General features: G+C 45.2%; 20 protein-coding genes and 1 pseudogene. 14 read left to right on the top strand and 7 right to left on the bottom strand.

The annotated features are described in order from the left end of the window. Window positions 1–45: 45 nt before the first annotated feature. Window positions 46–1,182, bottom strand: coding sequence for a lytic murein transglycosylase (locus tag PY479_RS11505; RefSeq protein WP_275483851.1), 1,137 nt, complete (start codon window positions 1,180–1,182; stop codon window positions 46–48). Between the two features lie 267 nt (window positions 1,183–1,449). Here PY479_RS11505 and PY479_RS11500 point away from each other — a divergent pair, with 267 nt between their 5' ends. Beyond that, window positions 1,450–1,815, top strand: coding sequence for a DUF2750 domain-containing protein (locus PY479_RS11500; RefSeq protein ID WP_212596283.1), 366 nt, complete (start codon window positions 1,450–1,452; stop codon window positions 1,813–1,815). Then, window positions 1,812–2,459: a hypothetical protein gene (locus PY479_RS11495; RefSeq protein ID WP_275483850.1), complete on the top strand. Its 648-nt coding sequence runs from the start codon at window positions 1,812–1,814 to the stop codon at window positions 2,457–2,459. The genes PY479_RS11500 and PY479_RS11495 overlap by 4 nt, the downstream gene beginning before the upstream one ends. On the opposite strand, the gene PY479_RS11490 is transcribed toward PY479_RS11495, so the two are convergent. After that, complete coding sequence (locus tag PY479_RS11490; protein ID WP_275483835.1) at window positions 2,441–3,385, bottom strand: chemotaxis protein CheV; 945 nt, start codon at window positions 3,383–3,385, stop codon at window positions 2,441–2,443. The genes PY479_RS11495 and PY479_RS11490 overlap by 19 nt on opposite strands. 156 nt (window positions 3,386–3,541) lie before the next feature. On the opposite strand from PY479_RS11490, the gene PY479_RS11485 reads away from it, so the two are divergent. After that, the gene (locus PY479_RS11485; protein ID WP_275483834.1) at window positions 3,542–4,102 is read left to right on the top strand and encodes a lipocalin family protein; all 561 of its coding nucleotides are present in this window, start codon (window positions 3,542–3,544) and stop codon (window positions 4,100–4,102) included. On the opposite strand, the gene PY479_RS11480 is transcribed toward PY479_RS11485, so the two are convergent. Then, the gene (locus tag PY479_RS11480; protein WP_275483833.1) at window positions 4,099–4,716 is read right to left on the bottom strand and encodes a class I SAM-dependent methyltransferase; all 618 of its coding nucleotides are present in this window, start codon (window positions 4,714–4,716) and stop codon (window positions 4,099–4,101) included. The two genes, PY479_RS11485 and PY479_RS11480, sit on opposite strands and share 4 nt — an antisense overlap. A gap of 367 nt (window positions 4,717–5,083) precedes the next feature. Between PY479_RS11480 and PY479_RS11475 the strand changes: the two genes are divergently transcribed. Then, window positions 5,084–5,257, top strand: a complete 174-nt coding sequence (locus tag PY479_RS11475; RefSeq protein WP_212596279.1) for a hypothetical protein — start codon at window positions 5,084–5,086, stop codon at window positions 5,255–5,257. A gap of 274 nt (window positions 5,258–5,531) precedes the next feature. Then, entirely contained in the window at window positions 5,532–5,759 is a 228-nt protein-coding gene (locus PY479_RS11470) for a hypothetical protein (protein WP_275483832.1), read from the top strand. A 1-nt stretch (window position 5,760) separates the two neighbouring features. Here PY479_RS11470 and PY479_RS11465 read toward each other — a convergent pair whose 3' ends face one another. Next, on the bottom strand, window positions 5,761–6,720 hold the full coding sequence (locus tag PY479_RS11465; protein ID WP_275483831.1) for a pyridoxal-phosphate dependent enzyme: 960 nt from the start codon (window positions 6,718–6,720) through the stop codon (window positions 5,761–5,763). Window positions 6,721–6,895: 175 nt separating this feature from the next. On the opposite strand from PY479_RS11465, the gene PY479_RS11460 reads away from it, so the two are divergent. The 4 genes and pseudogenes from PY479_RS11460 (at window position 6,896) to PY479_RS11445 (ending at window position 9,480) form a co-directional block, all read left to right on the top strand. Beyond that, window positions 6,896–7,303 carry a YccF domain-containing protein gene (locus PY479_RS11460; protein ID WP_212596277.1) on the top strand — a complete coding sequence of 136 codons (408 nt, stop codon included), beginning with the start codon at window positions 6,896–6,898 and terminating at the stop codon, window positions 7,301–7,303. A gap of 196 nt (window positions 7,304–7,499) precedes the next feature. Beyond that, window positions 7,500–8,489 carry a cytochrome-c peroxidase gene (locus PY479_RS11455; RefSeq protein WP_275483830.1) on the top strand — a complete coding sequence of 330 codons (990 nt, stop codon included), beginning with the start codon at window positions 7,500–7,502 and terminating at the stop codon, window positions 8,487–8,489. A gap of 214 nt (window positions 8,490–8,703) precedes the next feature. Further along, window positions 8,704–9,169: pseudogene (locus PY479_RS11450) on the top strand (EVE domain-containing protein). Beyond that, the gene (locus tag PY479_RS11445; RefSeq protein WP_212596275.1) at window positions 9,166–9,480 is read left to right on the top strand and encodes a hypothetical protein; all 315 of its coding nucleotides are present in this window, start codon (window positions 9,166–9,168) and stop codon (window positions 9,478–9,480) included. The pseudogene PY479_RS11450 and the gene PY479_RS11445 overlap by 4 nt, the downstream one beginning before the upstream one ends. Window positions 9,481–9,533: 53 nt before the next feature. Here the strand turns inward: PY479_RS11445 and PY479_RS11440 are convergent, their stop codons facing one another. Then, on the bottom strand, window positions 9,534–10,328 hold the full coding sequence (locus PY479_RS11440) for a TIGR00266 family protein (protein ID WP_275483829.1): 795 nt from the start codon (window positions 10,326–10,328) through the stop codon (window positions 9,534–9,536). Between the two features lie 236 nt (window positions 10,329–10,564). Here PY479_RS11440 and PY479_RS11435 point away from each other — a divergent pair, with 236 nt between their 5' ends. Together PY479_RS11435 and tsaA are read left to right on the top strand one after the other, a co-directional pair. Next, on the top strand, window positions 10,565–11,179 hold the full coding sequence (locus PY479_RS11435; RefSeq protein ID WP_212596273.1) for a LysE family translocator: 615 nt from the start codon (window positions 10,565–10,567) through the stop codon (window positions 11,177–11,179). A gap of 97 nt (window positions 11,180–11,276) precedes the next feature. Further along, window positions 11,277–11,756 carry a tRNA (N6-threonylcarbamoyladenosine(37)-N6)-methyltransferase TrmO gene (gene tsaA / locus PY479_RS11430; RefSeq protein ID WP_212596272.1) on the top strand — a complete coding sequence of 160 codons (480 nt, stop codon included), beginning with the start codon at window positions 11,277–11,279 and terminating at the stop codon, window positions 11,754–11,756. Window positions 11,757–11,804: 48 nt separating this feature from the next. On the opposite strand, the gene PY479_RS11425 is transcribed toward tsaA, so the two are convergent. Together PY479_RS11425 and PY479_RS11420 are read right to left on the bottom strand one after the other, a co-directional pair. Then, window positions 11,805–13,196 carry an NAD-dependent succinate-semialdehyde dehydrogenase gene (locus PY479_RS11425; protein WP_275483828.1) on the bottom strand — a complete coding sequence of 464 codons (1,392 nt, stop codon included), beginning with the start codon at window positions 13,194–13,196 and terminating at the stop codon, window positions 11,805–11,807. A 752-nt stretch (window positions 13,197–13,948) separates the two neighbouring features. Next, window positions 13,949–14,866, bottom strand: a complete 918-nt coding sequence (locus tag PY479_RS11420; RefSeq protein ID WP_212596270.1) for a LysR family transcriptional regulator — start codon at window positions 14,864–14,866, stop codon at window positions 13,949–13,951. A 101-nt stretch (window positions 14,867–14,967) separates the two neighbouring features. Here PY479_RS11420 and PY479_RS11415 point away from each other — a divergent pair, with 101 nt between their 5' ends. From PY479_RS11415 to PY479_RS11405, 3 genes are all read left to right on the top strand, one after another. After that, window positions 14,968–15,762 carry an SDR family oxidoreductase gene (locus tag PY479_RS11415; protein WP_275483827.1) on the top strand — a complete coding sequence of 265 codons (795 nt, stop codon included), beginning with the start codon at window positions 14,968–14,970 and terminating at the stop codon, window positions 15,760–15,762. A 222-nt stretch (window positions 15,763–15,984) separates the two neighbouring features. Next, window positions 15,985–16,941 (top strand): aldo/keto reductase, encoded by a 957-nt coding sequence (locus PY479_RS11410; protein ID WP_275483826.1) that lies wholly within the window; start codon window positions 15,985–15,987, stop codon window positions 16,939–16,941. Between the two features lie 8 nt (window positions 16,942–16,949). Then, window positions 16,950–18,347 (top strand): MFS transporter, encoded by a 1,398-nt coding sequence (locus PY479_RS11405; protein WP_275483825.1) that lies wholly within the window; start codon window positions 16,950–16,952, stop codon window positions 18,345–18,347. Window positions 18,348–18,381: the final 34 nt, after the last annotated feature.

Raw genomic sequence — 18,381 nt, 5'->3', positions numbered from 1 at the left:
GGTAACCAAACGCTCAATTATTGGCAATCATTTTGATTAGCAACGCTATAACCCGAGTGCTTTGAAGGTATCCTGATCGGGAAAACCGTCGGCAATCAGCCCTCTGCTTTTTTGAAACGCCTGTAAACTGCTACGGGAGTTACTGCCCAGAATACCATCCGGCTTACCGGTATCAAAACCCAATTCGTTGAGCTTTTGCTGCAACGCCTTGATCTGTATATGGCTAAGTCGTGGTTGTTGAGGTGGTGCTTTTACTAATTTGCCGGCACCGACAATACGATCCGCCAAGTGGCCAACACTAATGGCATAGAAATCCGAACGATTCCAACGTTTGATAACATCAAAATTCGCATAGCCAAGAAACGCAGGGCCTTGATGACCTGCCGGTAGGTAGAGTCGAGCTTGCATATCAGCCTGCGGCAGTTGCCCACCTTCAACCAGGGTTATCCCCGATTGTTGCCACTCGGTCAGAGACTTTTGTTGTCCGAGCAAACTGTAGTCAAATTTCGCCGGAAGTTTAACTTCACGCCCCCAACGTTCATTGCGTTGCCAACCGAGATGCTGCAAGAAGTTGGCGGCTGAAGCCAACGCGTCTTCAGTGCTATTCCATAAGTCAGCTTTGCCATCGCCGTCGGCATCCACGGCATAACTGGCATAAGCACTTGGCATAAATTGGGTATGGCCCATCGCCCCGGCCCAAGAGCCCTGCATTTCTGACGCTGGGAAACCATAACGCTGACTCAATTTAAGCGCGGTCATCAATTCCGTAGTGAAAAACTCACTACGTCGATGATCACAGGCCAAAGTTGCCAGCGAGTCTAACACCGGCATTTTACCTTTATAGCCACCAAAATTAGTTTCCATGCCCCAAAACGCCAATAGATACTGCGGCGGAACACCATATTTTTCCATCAACTTGTTTAAAAACACTCGATTTTCAGCTAACAGTTCGTGGCCCTTGTTAACACGCCAATCCGTCACACGCTGATTGAAATAACCGGCAAAGGTCTGGGTAAATTCCGGTTGTTGCCGATCGAGCTCTATCACGCGCCTGACAAACTGCAAATTCTGTAAGTGAGTCTTGATGGTGTCATCGGATACGCCTTCGCTACGGGCTTTTGCAGAAAAAGAGGCAATACACTGGGGAAAATCGGCTTCGACGCGAGCCGCGGCAGCATCAATATCGGCAGCAGTGGGTGCAGCACATGCCTGAACAGCCCACACTAACGCAAACCAGGAAAGAATTTTGACCACAAACAGACTCCTTGTACTGTTGTTGGGTGCTTGTGTTCATCCTACCCAGACCCCGTCCATTTTTTAAGTCCCTAAATAGAGAAACTCTGTCGATCAGCTGGATTTTGACCAATTGCACCAAGTTACCAACTTCTCCTTGGAAGGTGCTGGTGATAACGTATAATAACGGCCATTACTTTTGTTAGGTCATCTCTCATGAATGAATTAAGTCCGGTAGTGCAAAGCTTTCTCGCTAAAGTCAGTGAGTTTCAACAGCTGTGGGGGCTGCAAGATCCCGATAATGAAGAATGGTTGGTTTGCGACTCTGCTCAATTTGAAGAAGCCGACGTCATGCCATTATGGTCAGAACAAGCTCTGGCACAAAGTCATTGCAATGAAGACTGGGCGGGATTTATTCCGGCAGCCATCAGTGTTGATGAGTTTCTCGAATATTGGGTTGACGATCTTAACCAAGACGATGTTTTAGTTGGCATTGATTGGCGTAGCGATGATGACTGTGAGGAAATCGAAGCCTTTGAGATCGGCCAGTTACTGGCAGATGTTGAAGCTGAAGAGGACTGATGATATCCCCGCAAGTTGATGTGCCGTTTGAGGTTCGCCACCATTGTTGGTTCTGTGGCGAACCTTGTAACCTACAGTTTGATTATCATGCACTGCCCCATACCTCCCATCCCTCATTAGCGGTACCGGCCTGTAAAGAGTGTGTCGAATTAGCCAAGCAAACTCCGCTGACATCAATATACGAATGTCGCGTTGCCGTGAAAGATGCACTAATGAAACGCTATGCCAAACACTTGGCAATTGGTCTGAACTGGACGGAAGAAGAACTGCAACAAGCAGACTTTACCTGTAAAACGCTGCAAAGCTTCCAACGCAGCGCCTGGTTTATGTATGAAGTGGCAAGAGATCGCGTAAATTTTCCTGGTTGGCTCTTGGTATTAAATGGCGTGCCACTAGAAGATCACACGCCAGAGACTGGCTTTGCTTTTGATGGGGTGAACTACAGTTCGCTATTTGTGGCCATCGAACACGTGAGCAAGGCAATGGCATTGGATAAAGATTTTGTTGCCGCGATTGTGGCCATCACTGGTAAGCAACGCTTCGCATACGCTATCCGTCTTGCTCGACTGCATATTGCCGCTGACAAAGCGACCAAACGCCAGGTGATCCGCGAACTTACCGAAGATCATGCTTTAGCTAACTGACGCATACGCTGCTGTACTGTTTCAACCAACAAGTCTGGTTGGAATTTGGAGATAAAACGATCACATCCCACTTTCTCCACCATCGCATTATTGAAACTGCCACTCAGCGAAGTATTCAGTACGATAAATAGCGACGCCATACGTTTATCATTACGGATCTCGTGAGTTAAGCGATAACCGTCCATTTTTGGCATTTCAGCATCGGTGATCATCATCAGTATTTCATCGGGGATCTTACCGCCTTTGTCGCACCAACTGCGCAGCAAATCTAATGCCTGCTGACCATCACAAGCTTCAATCACTTCCAGACCAATCTGTCGCAAAGTATCTCGTACCTGGTGTCTGGCGGTAGCGGAATCATCCACAATCAATACCTTACGGCCCTGCATTTGTGTTAACAATGATTCATCTAACTTGGAGGCATCCAGCTTCACGTTGTAACGAATAATCTCTGCCAGGACTTTTTCTACATCAATAATTGATACCAGTTCTGTACGATCTTGCTGCTGCAACTTAGTGAGCGCCGTCAGATAGTGGTTGTGCCCCGCATTTTGAGGCGGAGGCATCACCTCATTCCAGTTCATATTGATAATGTGTTCGACTTTGCCCACCAGGAATCCCTGCACACTACGATTATATTCGGTAATAATCAGATTGGAGTCGCCGTCTAGCGGCATCGGCTTGAAACCTATGGCCTGCCGCAAATTAATGACAGGTATCGACGTACCGCGAATATTTGCAACGCCAGAAACGCAAGGATGGCTGCCAGGCATCTGTGACAATCGCGGTAACTTAACCACCTCTTTTACTTTAAACACATTGATGGCAAACAACTGTGTTGAATTAATGCGGAATAACAACAGTTCCAGACGATTTTCACCCACTAACTGAGTGTGCTGATCCACTGATTCCAAAATATTTGCCATGAAAGAAAGTTCCTGAATAACTGCAAAATTTACCAATTTGCTCAGTAGTATAACGACATGCTGAATTGTCTTATATGAGCCATGACAAATTTTCTTATGGTATATAGTATGTTCACAGCTAAGCAGAAACCTATTTGCAATCAATGGAGCTCAATTATGTTTAGAACGATCAAACAACTATCCATACCCATCATTGTTCTAGCATTGAGTGCGTGCACTATTATCGACAAAGAAATTCCAGTTGTTACCGATTTTAAGGCAGATGCCTATGTTGGAACATGGTATGAAATTGCCCGTTTAGACCACAGTTTTGAGCGTGGTTTAACGCATGTGACGGCCACTTACAATCTCAAAGGGGATGCTTTACAGGTGATCAATAGGGGCTTTAATCCAGTATCGAGAACCTGGAAAGAGGCGGAAGGTATCGCCTACTTTATGAAAGGACGCAATACCGGTCTATTAAAAGTCAGTTTTTTCAGGCCTTTTTATGGCGCGTATCAGGTGCATGCTTTATTGCCGCACAATCCCGTCAACGGAAACTATCAAAATTCGATTGTGATGGGACCAAATGACTCGTACCTGTGGCTACTGTCTCGCACACGACAAGTCACCCCAGAAATTAAAGCCGATTTTATACACCAAGTTCAACAATTGGGAATTGATCCCAACAAACTTATTTGGGTAACCCAAACCCCGCAGCCTGAATTAAAAAATTAACTGATGGCATTTGCGCCCACGGGTTTTATCGCTAACGTTACACCTGCAAGCCCTAATACATGATGGCTCTTAGCGATTTCAAAACCGGCCAATCGTAAACAATCATGCATTTCCCCGTGATTAAAGCGATTCTGCTGCGGATGTTCAAACAGTCGGCGACTGACGGGATTACAGATTGCGGCGCGATAGAGTTCTTCAATCACAAATGAGCCGCCGGGACGTAATACTCGGAAAACCTCCGATACGGCCTGCTGCCAGTCGGGAACATGGTGAAACACTGCAAAATCACACACCAAATTAAAGCTGCTATCCGCAAATGGCAATGTTGTTGCGTCAGCCTGCGCCAAAGTCAGCCATGGCACATCAACATAGCGCTTAGCGCAGTAAGATAACATCTCTTCGTCTAAATCTACCGCTGTCACATTGCTGGCACCAAACCCCTTATGGATCATGCTGATCCCCTGGCCAAAGCCGCAGCCGATTTCTAACGCGTGTTCCACTACGGGTAAACCGTGTTCGAATAGACCGAGCAATAATGGTTGTTCCAGTCGCTGTTGCAACCATTGTCTTAAAGGATGACGCACAACATAACGTTCCAGCTTATTTAGCTTCATACTGCTCCTCGGGTTCCATTCACATTTATTTATCTTTATCTGGACAACTTAATACATCATACGCTGTCATAACATTAAGGTTAAAGTGCCATGAAATACGGGCCATTCCAGATATAATCTTACCGATACCTTTATGGGTATCACACATCTGTCATAAAGTTGTGTTGAACTTTGTCCGTTTAAACAGGCACGACAATCTATACAGAAAAATATTGAATAACTTTAATGCGGTAGATACTTGATATTTTTTTCGAAGGTGATTAGAGTGACCTGTCAGACAACGAGTTCTTTCGCTAAAAAAGCTAAGGATATTCTATAGTTAAACTTAAAAGCCCCCGCGGCTTACAGTAAAAAAGGAGTGTGGCCTATGTCATACAAAATCGATGGACATGAAATTACAGTAAACTTCCCTGTAGATTCAATCTCCGTAAATAAAAACTCAATTGCCTTCACCGACAGGAAAGGCAAAAAAATGCAAACTTTTGATAAACGTAGTGATGTCATTTCATTTATGAAATGGCTTGTAAGTACTAATAAATAACCCCCGCGTTATCGCCCTTCGGTAATTAATCCTCTCACCTACCGAAAGCATTTTTGCAGATTGGACTGATAACAAAGATCAGCAATCGGGCAGTATCACATTTGGCTCAGGCAGGATCCCATTGAGGATGAACGCCTGACCAAATGGGAGAATCCCTAAAAGTTTTATCACCATCACCTAAACTAATCAGGAAAGCGTTATACTGACGCCATTCTGCTACTGATTACCAAAAATAATTTTGAGCAAACCTAAATGTCATGATGCAATGACACTGATGTTAAAAGAGATCAGATTGAAAATCCCATTTGATTTGCCAGAAACAACCATTTGTGGCGGCGACTGCCGAGGTTGTTCCAAAAAAATGTTGGAATTATTAGATACAGAAGCCAGTTACTGGGAGTCCATGATTGACCAACAAGTTCCAACCTTGGCAGATTTGAAAAATTTGCAGTTATTAGCGCTACGCACTTTTAAAATACTGCATCGTAATCACTTAGTTTAAGTTAACACACACCATACTTTCTGGCATATCGCGGCAACATAGATTCATTTCCTAATAAGCCGCCCTGATGAATATACATAATCGGCCGCTGCGGATGTTGTCGTTTATAATTAAGCAGCATTAACCAGCCCAACGGATCGTATAAAAGCTCAAAGGTTATTCCCGTTTTATTTAATTGTTGCCAAATCTGATAGAACTCTCGATAGAGTTTGCCGAAATGATATTTTTTTGTCGGCGTAATTACGCTGGGATAGCATCTGCGGTCGTCAGATAAACCAGCAAATTGCTGCAATAAATAATGGTCACCGCCAACCACGGCACAGGTCAGCACTTCGATATCACTGTTAATTTCATGAAAATACTTGGCTAAATATAATGCCGTTGTACCGGTTCCCGAAGGTAAGAAAACTTTTAAACCTTCAACTTTTTGTTGTTCTGACCATTGTTGAATTTCCTGTGCTAATAGTCTTACGCCATATTCGGCTGCACGGCAGCGGCCGCCCTCCGGCACGAATAAGGTATTGGTGGTGCCAGCTAATACCTGTTGTGCTAAATATTGTTCCATAGACAAGCCAGACAACTGATTGGCAACCGCTAAGATCTCTGCGCCCAACAATCGAGCCGCACGATAATTACCAAGTGGACGTTGTACTAACCACTGCGGCAGATGATCCACATAAAAGTGTAACTGCCAACCTTTGAGTTTTGCTAACGCCGCCATTGAGTATAAAGAATTGGCCTGCGCCGAACCGTACCCAATAAGCAGTTGGATATCAGGGAAACCGTGGTCGAGAAAATAACGAAATTTTCTGGCCTTATTGCCGCTGAATTCAGGGTGCAGCAAGTCATCTCGCTTCACATAGAAATCATAACCATCAAACTCGATATGTTGTACCGGCGTCTGCGCCAGCAAAGATGGGGTTATTAGCATAAATAACAAACAGATTTTTCTTGCCATCATTGTAAGATGATGCCGCGATCAACACCATAGTAACCAAAAGCCTAATTATTGGTGAATTTCGCCAATCGAACAAAATGCGAGTATAGAATATTATTAAATTCAATACCTTAAATCTTGGCATATTTATCGCTAAGCCTACCATCAGATATTTTAAATAATAATGAGGCGAGTAAAAATGGCCGTTTTGCGATTTATCTTTAATGTAGCCTGGTTCGTATTAGGTGGCTTTGTGATGGGGCTAGCCTGGTGGTTTGCGGGACTTATTTGTTTTATCAGCATTATTGGTATTCCCTTCGGCAGAGCCTGTTTTGTCATTGGTGAAATGACCTTTTGGCCTTTTGGTCAGGAGCAAGTTAGCCGTGACGAGCTATACGGACGAGAAGATATTGGTACCGGGCCACTTGGGCTGATTGGCAACATTGTGTGGTTTATTCTGTTCGGCATCTGGTTAGCTATTGGTCATATTGCACATGCATTAGGGTGCTTTATCACCATCATCGGCATCCCTTTTGGCATTCAGCACCTGAAACTGGCGCTATTAAGCCTCACCCCTATCGGCAAAACAGTCGTTGCCGCACGTTAATGCTTTGATGGCCCACCACAGACTTGGGGGCCATATTCGTCGGCAGGCGTAGCAACCTTAAAATTATATTAATTTACTGATAATAAAGGTAATTATATTGTTCCATAAGGTCTTTTTCACTTCCTTCACCAATCGTCACGATTTATGATCCTGACATGTCCTTACATTTCATAAGGCAGTTTAAAGGGAGTTGAAAATGAAATACCAAGCATTGATGTTGGCGTTATCAGCCATCATCGGCAACCAGGTAGCCAATGCGGCTGAACCCATTGAGATCATTCAGCCGGTGAAAATTACCGACCCAGATAAAGTAGAACTGGGCAAAATGTTGTACTTTGAACCCCGACTATCAAAATCAGGATTTATTTCTTGTAACTCCTGCCACAATCTTTCCACAGGTGGTGTGGATGCATTACCCACTTCCATTGGTGATCGCTGGCAGCAAGGCCCGATTAATGCGCCTACCGTACTCAACGCAGATTTTATGCTGGCACAATTCTGGGACGGTCGCGCAAAAGATTTGCAAGAGCAAGCAGGCGGCCCCATCGCCAACCCCAAAGAGATGGGATTTACTCACCAACTTGCCGTAACAACCGTTGCCTCCATGCCCGGTTATCGTGAACGATTCGTCAAAATATATGGCAACGATAAGATTGATATTACTCGTATTACTGATGCCATTGCCGCCTTTGAAAAGACACTTGTTACCCCGAATAGTCCATTTGATAAATACTTAGCGGGTGACCAGCAAGCCATTTCCACCGACGCCAAGGCTGGCTATAACATTTTCAAAAATCGCGGTTGCGTTGCATGCCATAACGGCCCGGCCGTGGGGGGAACCATGTATATGAAAATGGGCCTGATAAAGCCCTTTCATACTAATAATCCTGCCGAAGGTCGTAAGGCCGTTACCGGCAAAGAAGCAGATAAAATGGTATTTAAAGTCCCAACGCTCAGAAATATTGAGCTGACTTATCCCTACTTCCACGATGGGAGTGTTTGGTCGTTAGCAGAAGCAGTCAACACCATGTCCAATGTGCAGTTAGGTCAGCAGTTCACACCGGAAGAAAACGCGCAAGTGGTGGCCTTTTTAAAAACGTTAACCGGTGATCAACCTCATATTACCTTGCCGATTTTGCCCCCATCTACTGCCGAAACGCCTAAACCGCAACCGTTCGAACAATGATGCAGATTTAAGATTTGCGATCAAAAGCGCCACGGCAGTGGCGCTTTTTACCTCTTACTATTTACATTTCAATTGATTAATTAACATTTATTTTACATTTGTCCATAAAGGATTTGTCGAATCCACTAACAATCCGTATGGTGTTAACCAGAGCCGATGTCCGCAATGGTAAAAAGGTGCTAAATGGTATTGATATCACCGAGGAGCATATAAGTTGAATTACGGGTTGATGAAATCTGGACCCAATGAATTCAGTATCAATGATCTGCAACAAGCCCCCAACTAAACCACGGCTTGGCACGGCATTCGTAATTATCAAGCAAGAAACGACACGGGATCAGATGAAAACAGGCGATGGTGTTCTGTTTTATCATTCCAGCTGTAAATAACCGGCTGAGGTAGGTATCGCAACCGTCATCAAAGAAGCGTATGCCGATGATAGTGCTTGGGATCTACATTCAGAATATTATGATGCTAAATCGACACCTGAAACACCGCGTTGGCTGATGGTAGATATCCGCTTCCAACATCGATTTAGCACACTCGTATTACTTAAACGGCTAAAAGCAGATGCAGCATTTGCCGAAATGTATTTGAAAAAAAAAGGTTCAAGGCTGAGTATTCAACCAGTAACCTGCGAGGAATGGCAAAGGATAACGAAAATGGGAGACGAAAAATGAATTTGATGGCAAAAGCGTTAATCATAGGCACTACTGCGTTGGCATTTCTAGGTAACCCACTTACCGCCATAGCGAAATCACATGATGACTTACCACCAGGATTACAAAAAAAAGCCAATAGCGGCAAAGCATTACCACCGGGATGGCAAAAAAAATATCACAAGGGTGATGTTTTGGATAACGACATCTACGGTCACGCCAAAGTGGTAGTACCGCTAGATAAAAATGGACTGATAACGGTTAATATTGACGGAACCCTCTTTAGGCTCCAGGAAAAGACCCGTCAGATAATCGATATTCTTGCTCATTAACCGCATCTTGCTAAACCAAAGCACCGCCTCTATGCGGTGCTTTGGTTTTTCAGTTAACGGCCATCCAGCATCCGACCAATACCACCAAGTACCGACCCCTCACCTCTGTCAGAGCCTCCCATAGATGGCGCATGGGCAATAATACGGTCTGCCATACGGGAAAATGGCAAGCTCTGTAGCCATACAGTACCGTGTCCCTGCAACGTGGCCAGAAATAAGCCTTCACCACCAAATAACATCGACTTCAAAGATCCGGCCCGCTGAATGTCATAGTCAATACCTGGCGTGAAGCCAACCAGACAGCCAGTGTCGACTCGTAATGTTTCTCCCTGTAACTCCTTACGAATCAAAGTACCACCAGCATGAATGAATGCCATGCCATCACCTTTAAGACTTTGCAGAATAAATCCTTCACCACCGAAGAACCCGGCACCCAATTTTTGATTGAACTTCATACTGACATGGGTGCCTAGCGCAGCCGCAAGAAAGCTGTCTTTTTGCAAAATCAGCTCCCCGCCCACATCATCCAGATCGATTGCGAGAATTGTACCTGGATACGGCGCCGCAAATGATACTCGCTTTTTGCCATGTCCCTGGTTAGTGAAATGGGTCATAAACAAACTTTCGCCAGTTAACATACGTTTGCCTGCGCCCATCAGCTTGCCAAAAAAGCCCGATTCAGGTGCAGAACCATCGCCCATTCTAGCCTCAAAACTAATGCCCTCTTCCATGTATGTCATAGCACCAGCTTCAGCAATAACAGTCTCCCCGGGGTCCAGCTCGACTTCAACCAGCTGCATACTTTCGCCAAGGATTTCGTAATCTACCTCATGGCAACGTTTGCTCATCTATCGTCCCTCATGTTTGTCCGACCAGCGGTTCAATAAGCGCCGTCGTGCATTAAATTCGTGTGTGTTATGACATAAAATGTCACAACACACAATGATGAATTTACGTGTTCAGCTAAAATCTTCATTAATAATTGCTAATGCATCAATCCCCGCCCCACAAAAGCTGAAAGCACTTGTTTCCACTACTGACCAGTTTAGACTAGTGGCTCTTTTGGTTTTCACAACGATTGCAGATGCAAAATTACTCACTGCTGGCAGCATTTATTCCGACATTTTTTCTGGTTTCAGCTACACCTGGCATGTGCATGACGCTGGCCATGACACTGGGGATGAGTATAGGTGTTCGCCGAACGCTTTGGATGATGTTGGGAGAATTAACAGGTGTCGCTTTAGTTGCAGTTGCCTCTGCACTCGGAGTAGCGGCATTGATGTTACAACATCCTCAGTTATTCCAAGGATTAAAATACCTTGGCGGCGCCTATCTTATCTGGCTCGGGTTCAATATGTGGCGAGCAAAAGCGCACTTAGCTGACAACAACACACTACCAAATGTGCACCCGTATGCATTAATGTCTCAAGGATTTATAACGGCCATTGCCAATCCCAAGGGTTGGGCATTTATGATCTCGCTATTACCCCCGTTTATTGATGCTAATGCGGCAATAGCACCGCAACTAAGTGCATTGGTGGGTATTATTATGCTCACCGAATTTGGTTGTTTAATGGCCTATGCCAGCGGCGGTAAAGGGTTACGTCTGTTTCTCAGTCGCGGCAACAATATCCGTTGGATGAATCGAGTATCAGGGGCATTAATGATAGCTGTGGGCCTATGGCTCGCATTAGACTGATGATTCCTGATAACTTGTGATGTAGTCGGTTGTTCCGGAGAAAAATTACCATGATGATGATGTTTAGCTTCTCCGCGCCACCATTAGGATTTTTCGGATGAAAATTGAGTATTCTCCCATAGGCATCATTCATAGCCCATTTCTTCAGCAAGCTGGCACCCCAGTGCAACCTTCTCGCGCTAATAATGCAGAAGGACATATCGAACTTTTACCTCAGTTCCTCGAAGGACTGGAAGACCTGCAAGGATTTTCTCATATCGTGCTGTTGTGTCACTTGCATCAATGTAACGGTTTCCAGATGAAGGTAACGCCGTACCTTGATGACAATCAGCGAGGACTGTTTGCCACCCGTTCACCGCGTCGTCCAAACCCTATTGGCCTGTCTGTGGTTGAGCTATTGTCCATTGACAACAACATATTGCACATTCGTAATTTGGATCTTTTAGATGGCACGCCAGTACTGGATATCAAACCGTACGTAGGTGAATTTGATCAACGCGCAGGTGCACGTTTCGGCTGGTTTGAAAATGCCAAGAAAATAGCCACGGCCGATAATCGATTTTGTAACAACAACTAGCATAAAAAAGGGTGGCCTTTAGCCACCCTTCTGCAATATCGTCCATCACTAGAATGGGGCGTCGATATCGACTACATCTACCAATTTATGGTTCACGAACTCTTTCAGACCCAGTCCTAACAATTCACGACCATAACCTGAATTACGAATACCACCGAACGGTAAATCAGCTTTCACCATGGTTGGGTGATTCACAAATACCATACCAGTAGAGATACGATGGGCAACCTTTTCACCACGTTTCAGATCGGAGGTAAAGACTGAACCGCCCAAACCAAATGGTGAATCATTGGCGATGCGCACTGCATCATCTTCATCTTTAGCGCGCAGGATCATTGATACAGGGCCGAAGAACTCCCAGTAGAACGCTGGGTTATCGGGAGTTACGTTAGTCAGAATGGTGGGCTGCACAAATGCTCCGGATTCTGGCACTTTAGGGCCGACCTCTGTTGCGGTTGCCCCCTGAGCGACTGCCTGACGAATTTTTTCTTTCACTTCATCGGCAGCAGACTGGGATGACAAAGGTGCCAGTGTTGTTGTTGGGTCCATCGGATCACCCGCCTTCAAACCGGCTACGCCTTCAGTATATTGACTCAAGAACTGATCATATACTTTATTTACGATAATCATTCGCTTAGATGATACGCACACTTGACCACCATTCCAATGACGACCAAACACGGCCCATTTAACGGTTTTTGGCATATCGGCATCTTCCAGAACGACGAACGCATCAGCACCGCCCAGTTCCAGAGTGGATTTTTTCATTGCTTTACCGGCCTGCGCAGCAACTATTGCACCAGCACCTTCAGATCCAGTCAATGCCACACCATGTACACGTGGATCATTGATAATTTTTTCAATCTGAGAACGGGTAGCGTAGAGATTTTGGAAGGCTCCATGAGGTAAGCCAGCATCTAGCATCAGACTTTCAAACGCTGCGGCGGCCTGAGGTACATTTGAAGCGTGTTTCAGAATGACCGTATTACCGGCAGACAATTGAGGCGCCAAGATACGGGCGATCTGGTAATAAGGGAAGTTCCAAGGTTCGATAGCCAGAATGGTACCCAGAGGTTCATGCACCAAAGTTGCATTACCTTCTGCTGGGTCCGCCACTGGTAATTTTTCCGGAGCCAGCAGCTTTTCAGCATATTTCACATAATATTCGAGGATCTGGGCAGACAGCTCCACTTCAGCCTCGGCTTCGCCGATGACTTTACCCATTTCTAAGGTCAGTACTTCTGCATACTTACGTTTATTATCACGCAAAATTTTAGCAGCACGCTGCAGGATCTCACCGCGATGGGCAAATGATGTTTCACGCCAGTTCAAAAACGCGGTATGAGCATCAGTCAGTGCCTGCTCAACCTGTTCATCTGTTGCGTCTGGGAATTTTTTAACTAGTTCACCAGTATAAGGGTTAACTGTTGCATAGCTCATATATAAAACCTCCTGATACATCTCCGTATTTCACGGAGAATGATTTCATCACCTTCGAAATCATTAAAAAACGGTTCTTACCTTACTCCCGAACAAGTTGAAGATCTAGGATTTTAGTCGCCATTGAGATAAATTTTCATTCATTTCAAATAATGATATTAATTATGTCATTTTTGCGAAAGGTTATTATATAAGCAGAATTTAAAACAGGTGCAGACCAGTAATAAAAAAAGAGAAGTCATGTTGAAATATTCATTAAAATCAATTAATAAAAATGTAAATAGCGAATTTTATAGAGTAAAAATCAGTAGTTACTACATTGCACTACAGCATTTTTATTCAATATCAAAAAAATATTTAATGCTTGATGAAATTTCAAAATTATAAAAGAAAAAATCGCTGTAAAAAATTTTATAGATAAATTTTTTGCGAGATTAATTATCTCATAAAAATAAATGTATTTTTGAATTTAGCAGCAAAATTTAATTAATTATACTTACATACAGTTTATATTATGTGTCCATAAAATAAATTTTGCTCCTAAAAACATTAGAAAAAACTCATTAAAATCAATTATTTTTGACATATGCTATTTACTGAGTATTTTCTACGTTTCATACGGTCGCCTGTATTACACTGTGACTTCCGCTATCCCCAACTTTCTTGGTATCAATTTTTCTGGGTAACAAGATATATCCGTGACTTAATTTTTGCAGTAAAGATTTTGCCAAATAGGGCTTTAAATAGGCGACTTAGATTGTTGATACTGCGGGCGACTTTACACGAGACTCTAACCGAGCCATGGCCTCCTGTATAAAATCCATAAAAACTTTCACTCGCGGTGCCAGATCCTGACTTCGAGGATAAACAAGGCTAATCGGCGCGTCAGCAACCGCCAGTTGCGGCAAAAGTTGTAACAAATGGCCAGTGCGTAAATCATCCGCGACATCCCAATATGACTTCATGACGATGCCTAACCCTCTGAGTGCCAGCGCATGACATGCTTCGCCATCGTTACATAAAATATGTCCAGAAACATGAACACTACCAGCATTAAAACGCCATTCAGTGTCGCGGTGGGTACCAATGACTATGCAACGATGTTGCACTAATTCTGCCAGGGTTTCGGGTACGCCAAACTGTCTGACATACTCAGGGGATGCGCAGAGAATTCGGCTGTTCGAGAGCAACCTTCTGGCAACCAGGCGCGAATCCGGCAAAGTCCCATAGCGCACCGCGATATCCAAACGTTCTGCCAGCATATCTTTCACATCATCACTCAATACCAGCTGCAACATAATGTGCGGATAGCTTTGACTAAATTCTCCCATCAAAGGTAGCAAATGCCGATGACCGAAGCTGTTGGGGGCAGTGATCCGCAGGCTACCAGAGATAAGCTGTTGTTGTTCTAACAAGGCTTCCTGTGCCTGTTGTAACTCAGTCAGAATGCGTTTTGCGTACTGATATAACGTTTGTCCTTCCGGGGTTACTGAAAGTCGGCGGGTACTGCGATGCACCAGTTGCAGCCCACTACGCTTTTCGAGATTCGTCAGCCGCTTTGAGGTGGCCGCCAACGATAATCCCAGCGCTGCCGCCGCCGCAGTTAAACTGCCTAAACTTACTACTCGTTCAAACACTCTAAGTGCTGGTAAATCATCTAATCCATCCATTATTAACCTTTAGGAAAGTATGAATTCAGATTGTGTCCATTTAATCAAGTGAGTAGCAAAACTACAATGACCATAATCAGATAAACGTAGAGGAATAAAAGATGGAGATCCGATTAGAAGGAAAATCTGCGTTGGTGACAGCCTCCAGCAGTGGTATAGGTTTTGCGATTGCCAAAGGGTTGGCGGGATCTGGCGCAGCCGTTGTTCTTAATGGTCGCAGTGACGCCACCTTGAATGCCGCCCGCAATACCCTGCTAAAAAGCTATCCCAATGCACAAATTAAAATAGTCGCGGCTGACCTTGCGACCGCTGATGGCTGCGAAAAATTAGTGAACAAGGTGCCCAAGGTCGACATTCTGGTTAACAACGCCGGGATTTATGGGCCAGACGATTTCTTTGAAACCAGTGATGCTACCTGGGAGCAATATTGGCAAACCAATGTGATGTCCGGAGTACGTTTGTCTCGGGCTTATCTGCCAACTATGCAACAACAAGGTTGGGGCCGGGTGGTATTTATCTCTTCAGAATCCGCTCTCAATATCCCTGCCGATATGGTGCATTATGGGGTGTCAAAAACCGCTCAGCTCGCGCTAGCTCGGGGACTGGCAAAACGGGTAGCAGGCAGCGGCGTCACAGTAAACAGTGTGCTTCCTGGCCCCACCATTTCTGATGGTTTCGAACACATGATGGCAGAAGAAGTGGCCCGAACTGGAAAGTCCATAGACACACTTGCCAAAGAGTTTGTTATGGCTCATCGACCCAGTTCCATCATTCAACGGGCTGCCAGCGTTGAAGAAGTTGCCAATATGGTGGTATACGTTTGCTCGACCTTAGCCTCAGCCACCTGTGGCGCGGCATTACGTGTGGATGGTGGTGTTGTCGATGACATTGTTTAGCGTATGACAATAACCCAAGACAAATCGCTCGCCCAGCGTCGACTTAAAGCGCTGCAGACGTGTCTGAGCCGTCACTGAGATGCGATTGAAGTAGGCTCCTAATAAGACAGACCAGATTTCATTGTGGTATGGCCATTAATGAGATGTCGATCAGTCTGATTATTGAGTTTCTCGCGGACATGTTATCCAGAACCGCTCCAAATCATCGAGTTAAGGAGATAAATGATGAAAAAAGTGGCTTTAGGTGCTACCGGAATCAATATTGTGCCGCTGGTGTTTGGCGGTAACGTATTTGGCTGGACCATAGATGAAAAGACCAGTTTTGCGATTCTTGATGCTTTCGTAGACGCAGGTTTTGATGCGATCGACACCGCAGACGTTTATTCTGCCTGGGCCCCCAATAACCAAGGTGGCGAGTCAGAAACTATCATTGGTCGTTGGCTGAAAGCTCATCCGGGGATGCGCGATAAACTGAAAATTTTCACCAAAGTTGGCTCTGATATGGGACATCCAGGCCACAAAGGTCTGTCAGCTACCTGGATTGTTAAGGCGGTTGAAGATTCACTTAAGCGTCTACAAACAGATTACATTGACCTGTATTTCTCCCACTGGCCAGACCCGACAGTCGGTTATGCTGAAACGCTTGGAGCTTACGATAAACTGCTTAAAGCTGGAAAAATTCGTTCAGTGGGTGCATCTAACCTTAATGCAGATCAGCTGCAGGCTTCCTTGGATATTGCAAAAGCGCAACATCTACCCAGCTATCAAGTGTTACAGCCCGAATATAATCTGTATGACCGCGGCAGTTTCGAAGGGCCGTTGCAAGCCTTATGTATGCGCAAAAATATTGGTGTGGTGACCTATTACAGTTTGGCATCTGGCTTTTTGTCTGGAAAATATCGTAGCGCAGCTGACTTAGGTAAAAGTGCTCGCGGCAATGGCATTAGCAAATATTTAAATGAAAAAGGTTCGCGTATTCTGACCACATTGGATGAGGTATCAGCACAGCATGGTGCAACCCCTGCAGAGGTCGCTCTGGCCTGGTTGATTGCCGCTGATGGCGTAACCGCACCGATTGCCAGTGCCACCAAAACCAGCCACGTCAAGAGTTTTGCCAAAGCAATGGCATTACCGTTATCACCAGCAGAGTTAAGTCAATTGACAGTCGCAGGTAATTAACTTTGTTCATGTGTGATCGACGGACGGCCACCGCCTTACTGGTGGCCGGCACTATGTTTATGGAGATGCTGGACGCCACGGTAATCACTACCGCACTTCCTGCTATTGCAAGAGATTTTGGCGCTGCTGCTGTCCATCTTTCAGTGGGTGTGTCAGCGTATCTGGTAGCGTTGACAATCTTTATCCCTGTGAGTGGTTGGGCAGCAGATCGTTTCGGTGCCAGACGTATTTTTATGTTGGCAATCAGTATCTTTACCCTGGCATCAATACTATGTGCGGCCAGCCATAACCTGGGGCAATTTACGCTTGCAAGAATTTTGCAGGGGATTGGCGGCGCTATGATGGTCCCGGTAGGACGCTTGGTGGTTCTCAGGGATATGCCTAAGCAGCGTATGGTCCATGCCATTGCCATACACACTTGGCCAGCCCTGGTGGCACCATTATTAGGACCCGTGCTGGGAGGTTGGATTGCCACTCACTGGAGCTGGCATTGGATCTTTCTATTAAATTTACCGCTCGGATTGATAGCGCTGGTCGCCTCTTGGCGTTTAATACCCACACTCGAAAATCATCCGATGGCCTTTGATACATGGGGCTTTATTTTAAGCGGTAGTGGATTTGGTATGTTTATGGCTGGTATAGAAGCCTGTAGCCGTAATGATGTCAGCAGCCAGCTGTCAATGATGCTATTAATCGCGGGGATTTTACTGCTGGCGGTAACCACCTATTACCTACGGCATTGCCAGAACCCGCTGTTTAATCTTGACCCATTGCAAATTGCCACGTTTCGCATATCAGTAATTGGTGGGTCAGTGTTCAGAATAGCGATTGCCTCTGCCCCTTTTTTGCTGCCGCTGATGTTTCAGCTAGAATTTAGCTTCAGTGCAGTGAAAGCAGGCACGCTGCTATTGTGGTTGTTTGCCGGCAACTTGTGCATGAAAACCTTTACGACGTGGATCCTCAATCGTTATGGTTTTAAGAAGGTACTGCTCGTCAACGGACTGCTCGTGTCCGCGGGTTTTGCAGCAATGGCCATGTTCACGAAAGCAACGCCAGAATGGTTAATGACAGTAGTGCTATTTATCAGCGGCATGAACCGTTCGATGCACTTTACCGCCATAAACACCCTCGGATTTGCCGATGTCCCGAACGCGAAAATGCGTGATGCCAATACATTACAAGCGATATTAGTGCAGATGAATATCGGCACAGGCATTGCTGTGGGCGCGTTAGCGCTAGCGATCGCCGCGATGATACATGGCAGTAGCAGTAGCGTGGCTACCGCGGCAGATTTCCGGGTAGCACTATGGTTTATCTGTGGTTTATCGATGTTAGCCATGATTGACTTTCTAACATTACCGAAAGATGCTGGCGGCACATTATTATCGCGCAAAACGCCAGTATAGAAAGTAATGCCAGTCCACCGCACTAACCACTAGT

The organism is Shewanella sp. A32, assembly GCF_029167175.1.
In the GTDB taxonomy this organism is placed as follows: domain Bacteria; phylum Pseudomonadota; class Gammaproteobacteria; order Enterobacterales; family Shewanellaceae; genus Shewanella; species Shewanella yunxiaonensis.
Note: the sequence above shows the minus strand (reverse complement) of the source record. Positions and strands in the feature narration are given on the sequence as shown.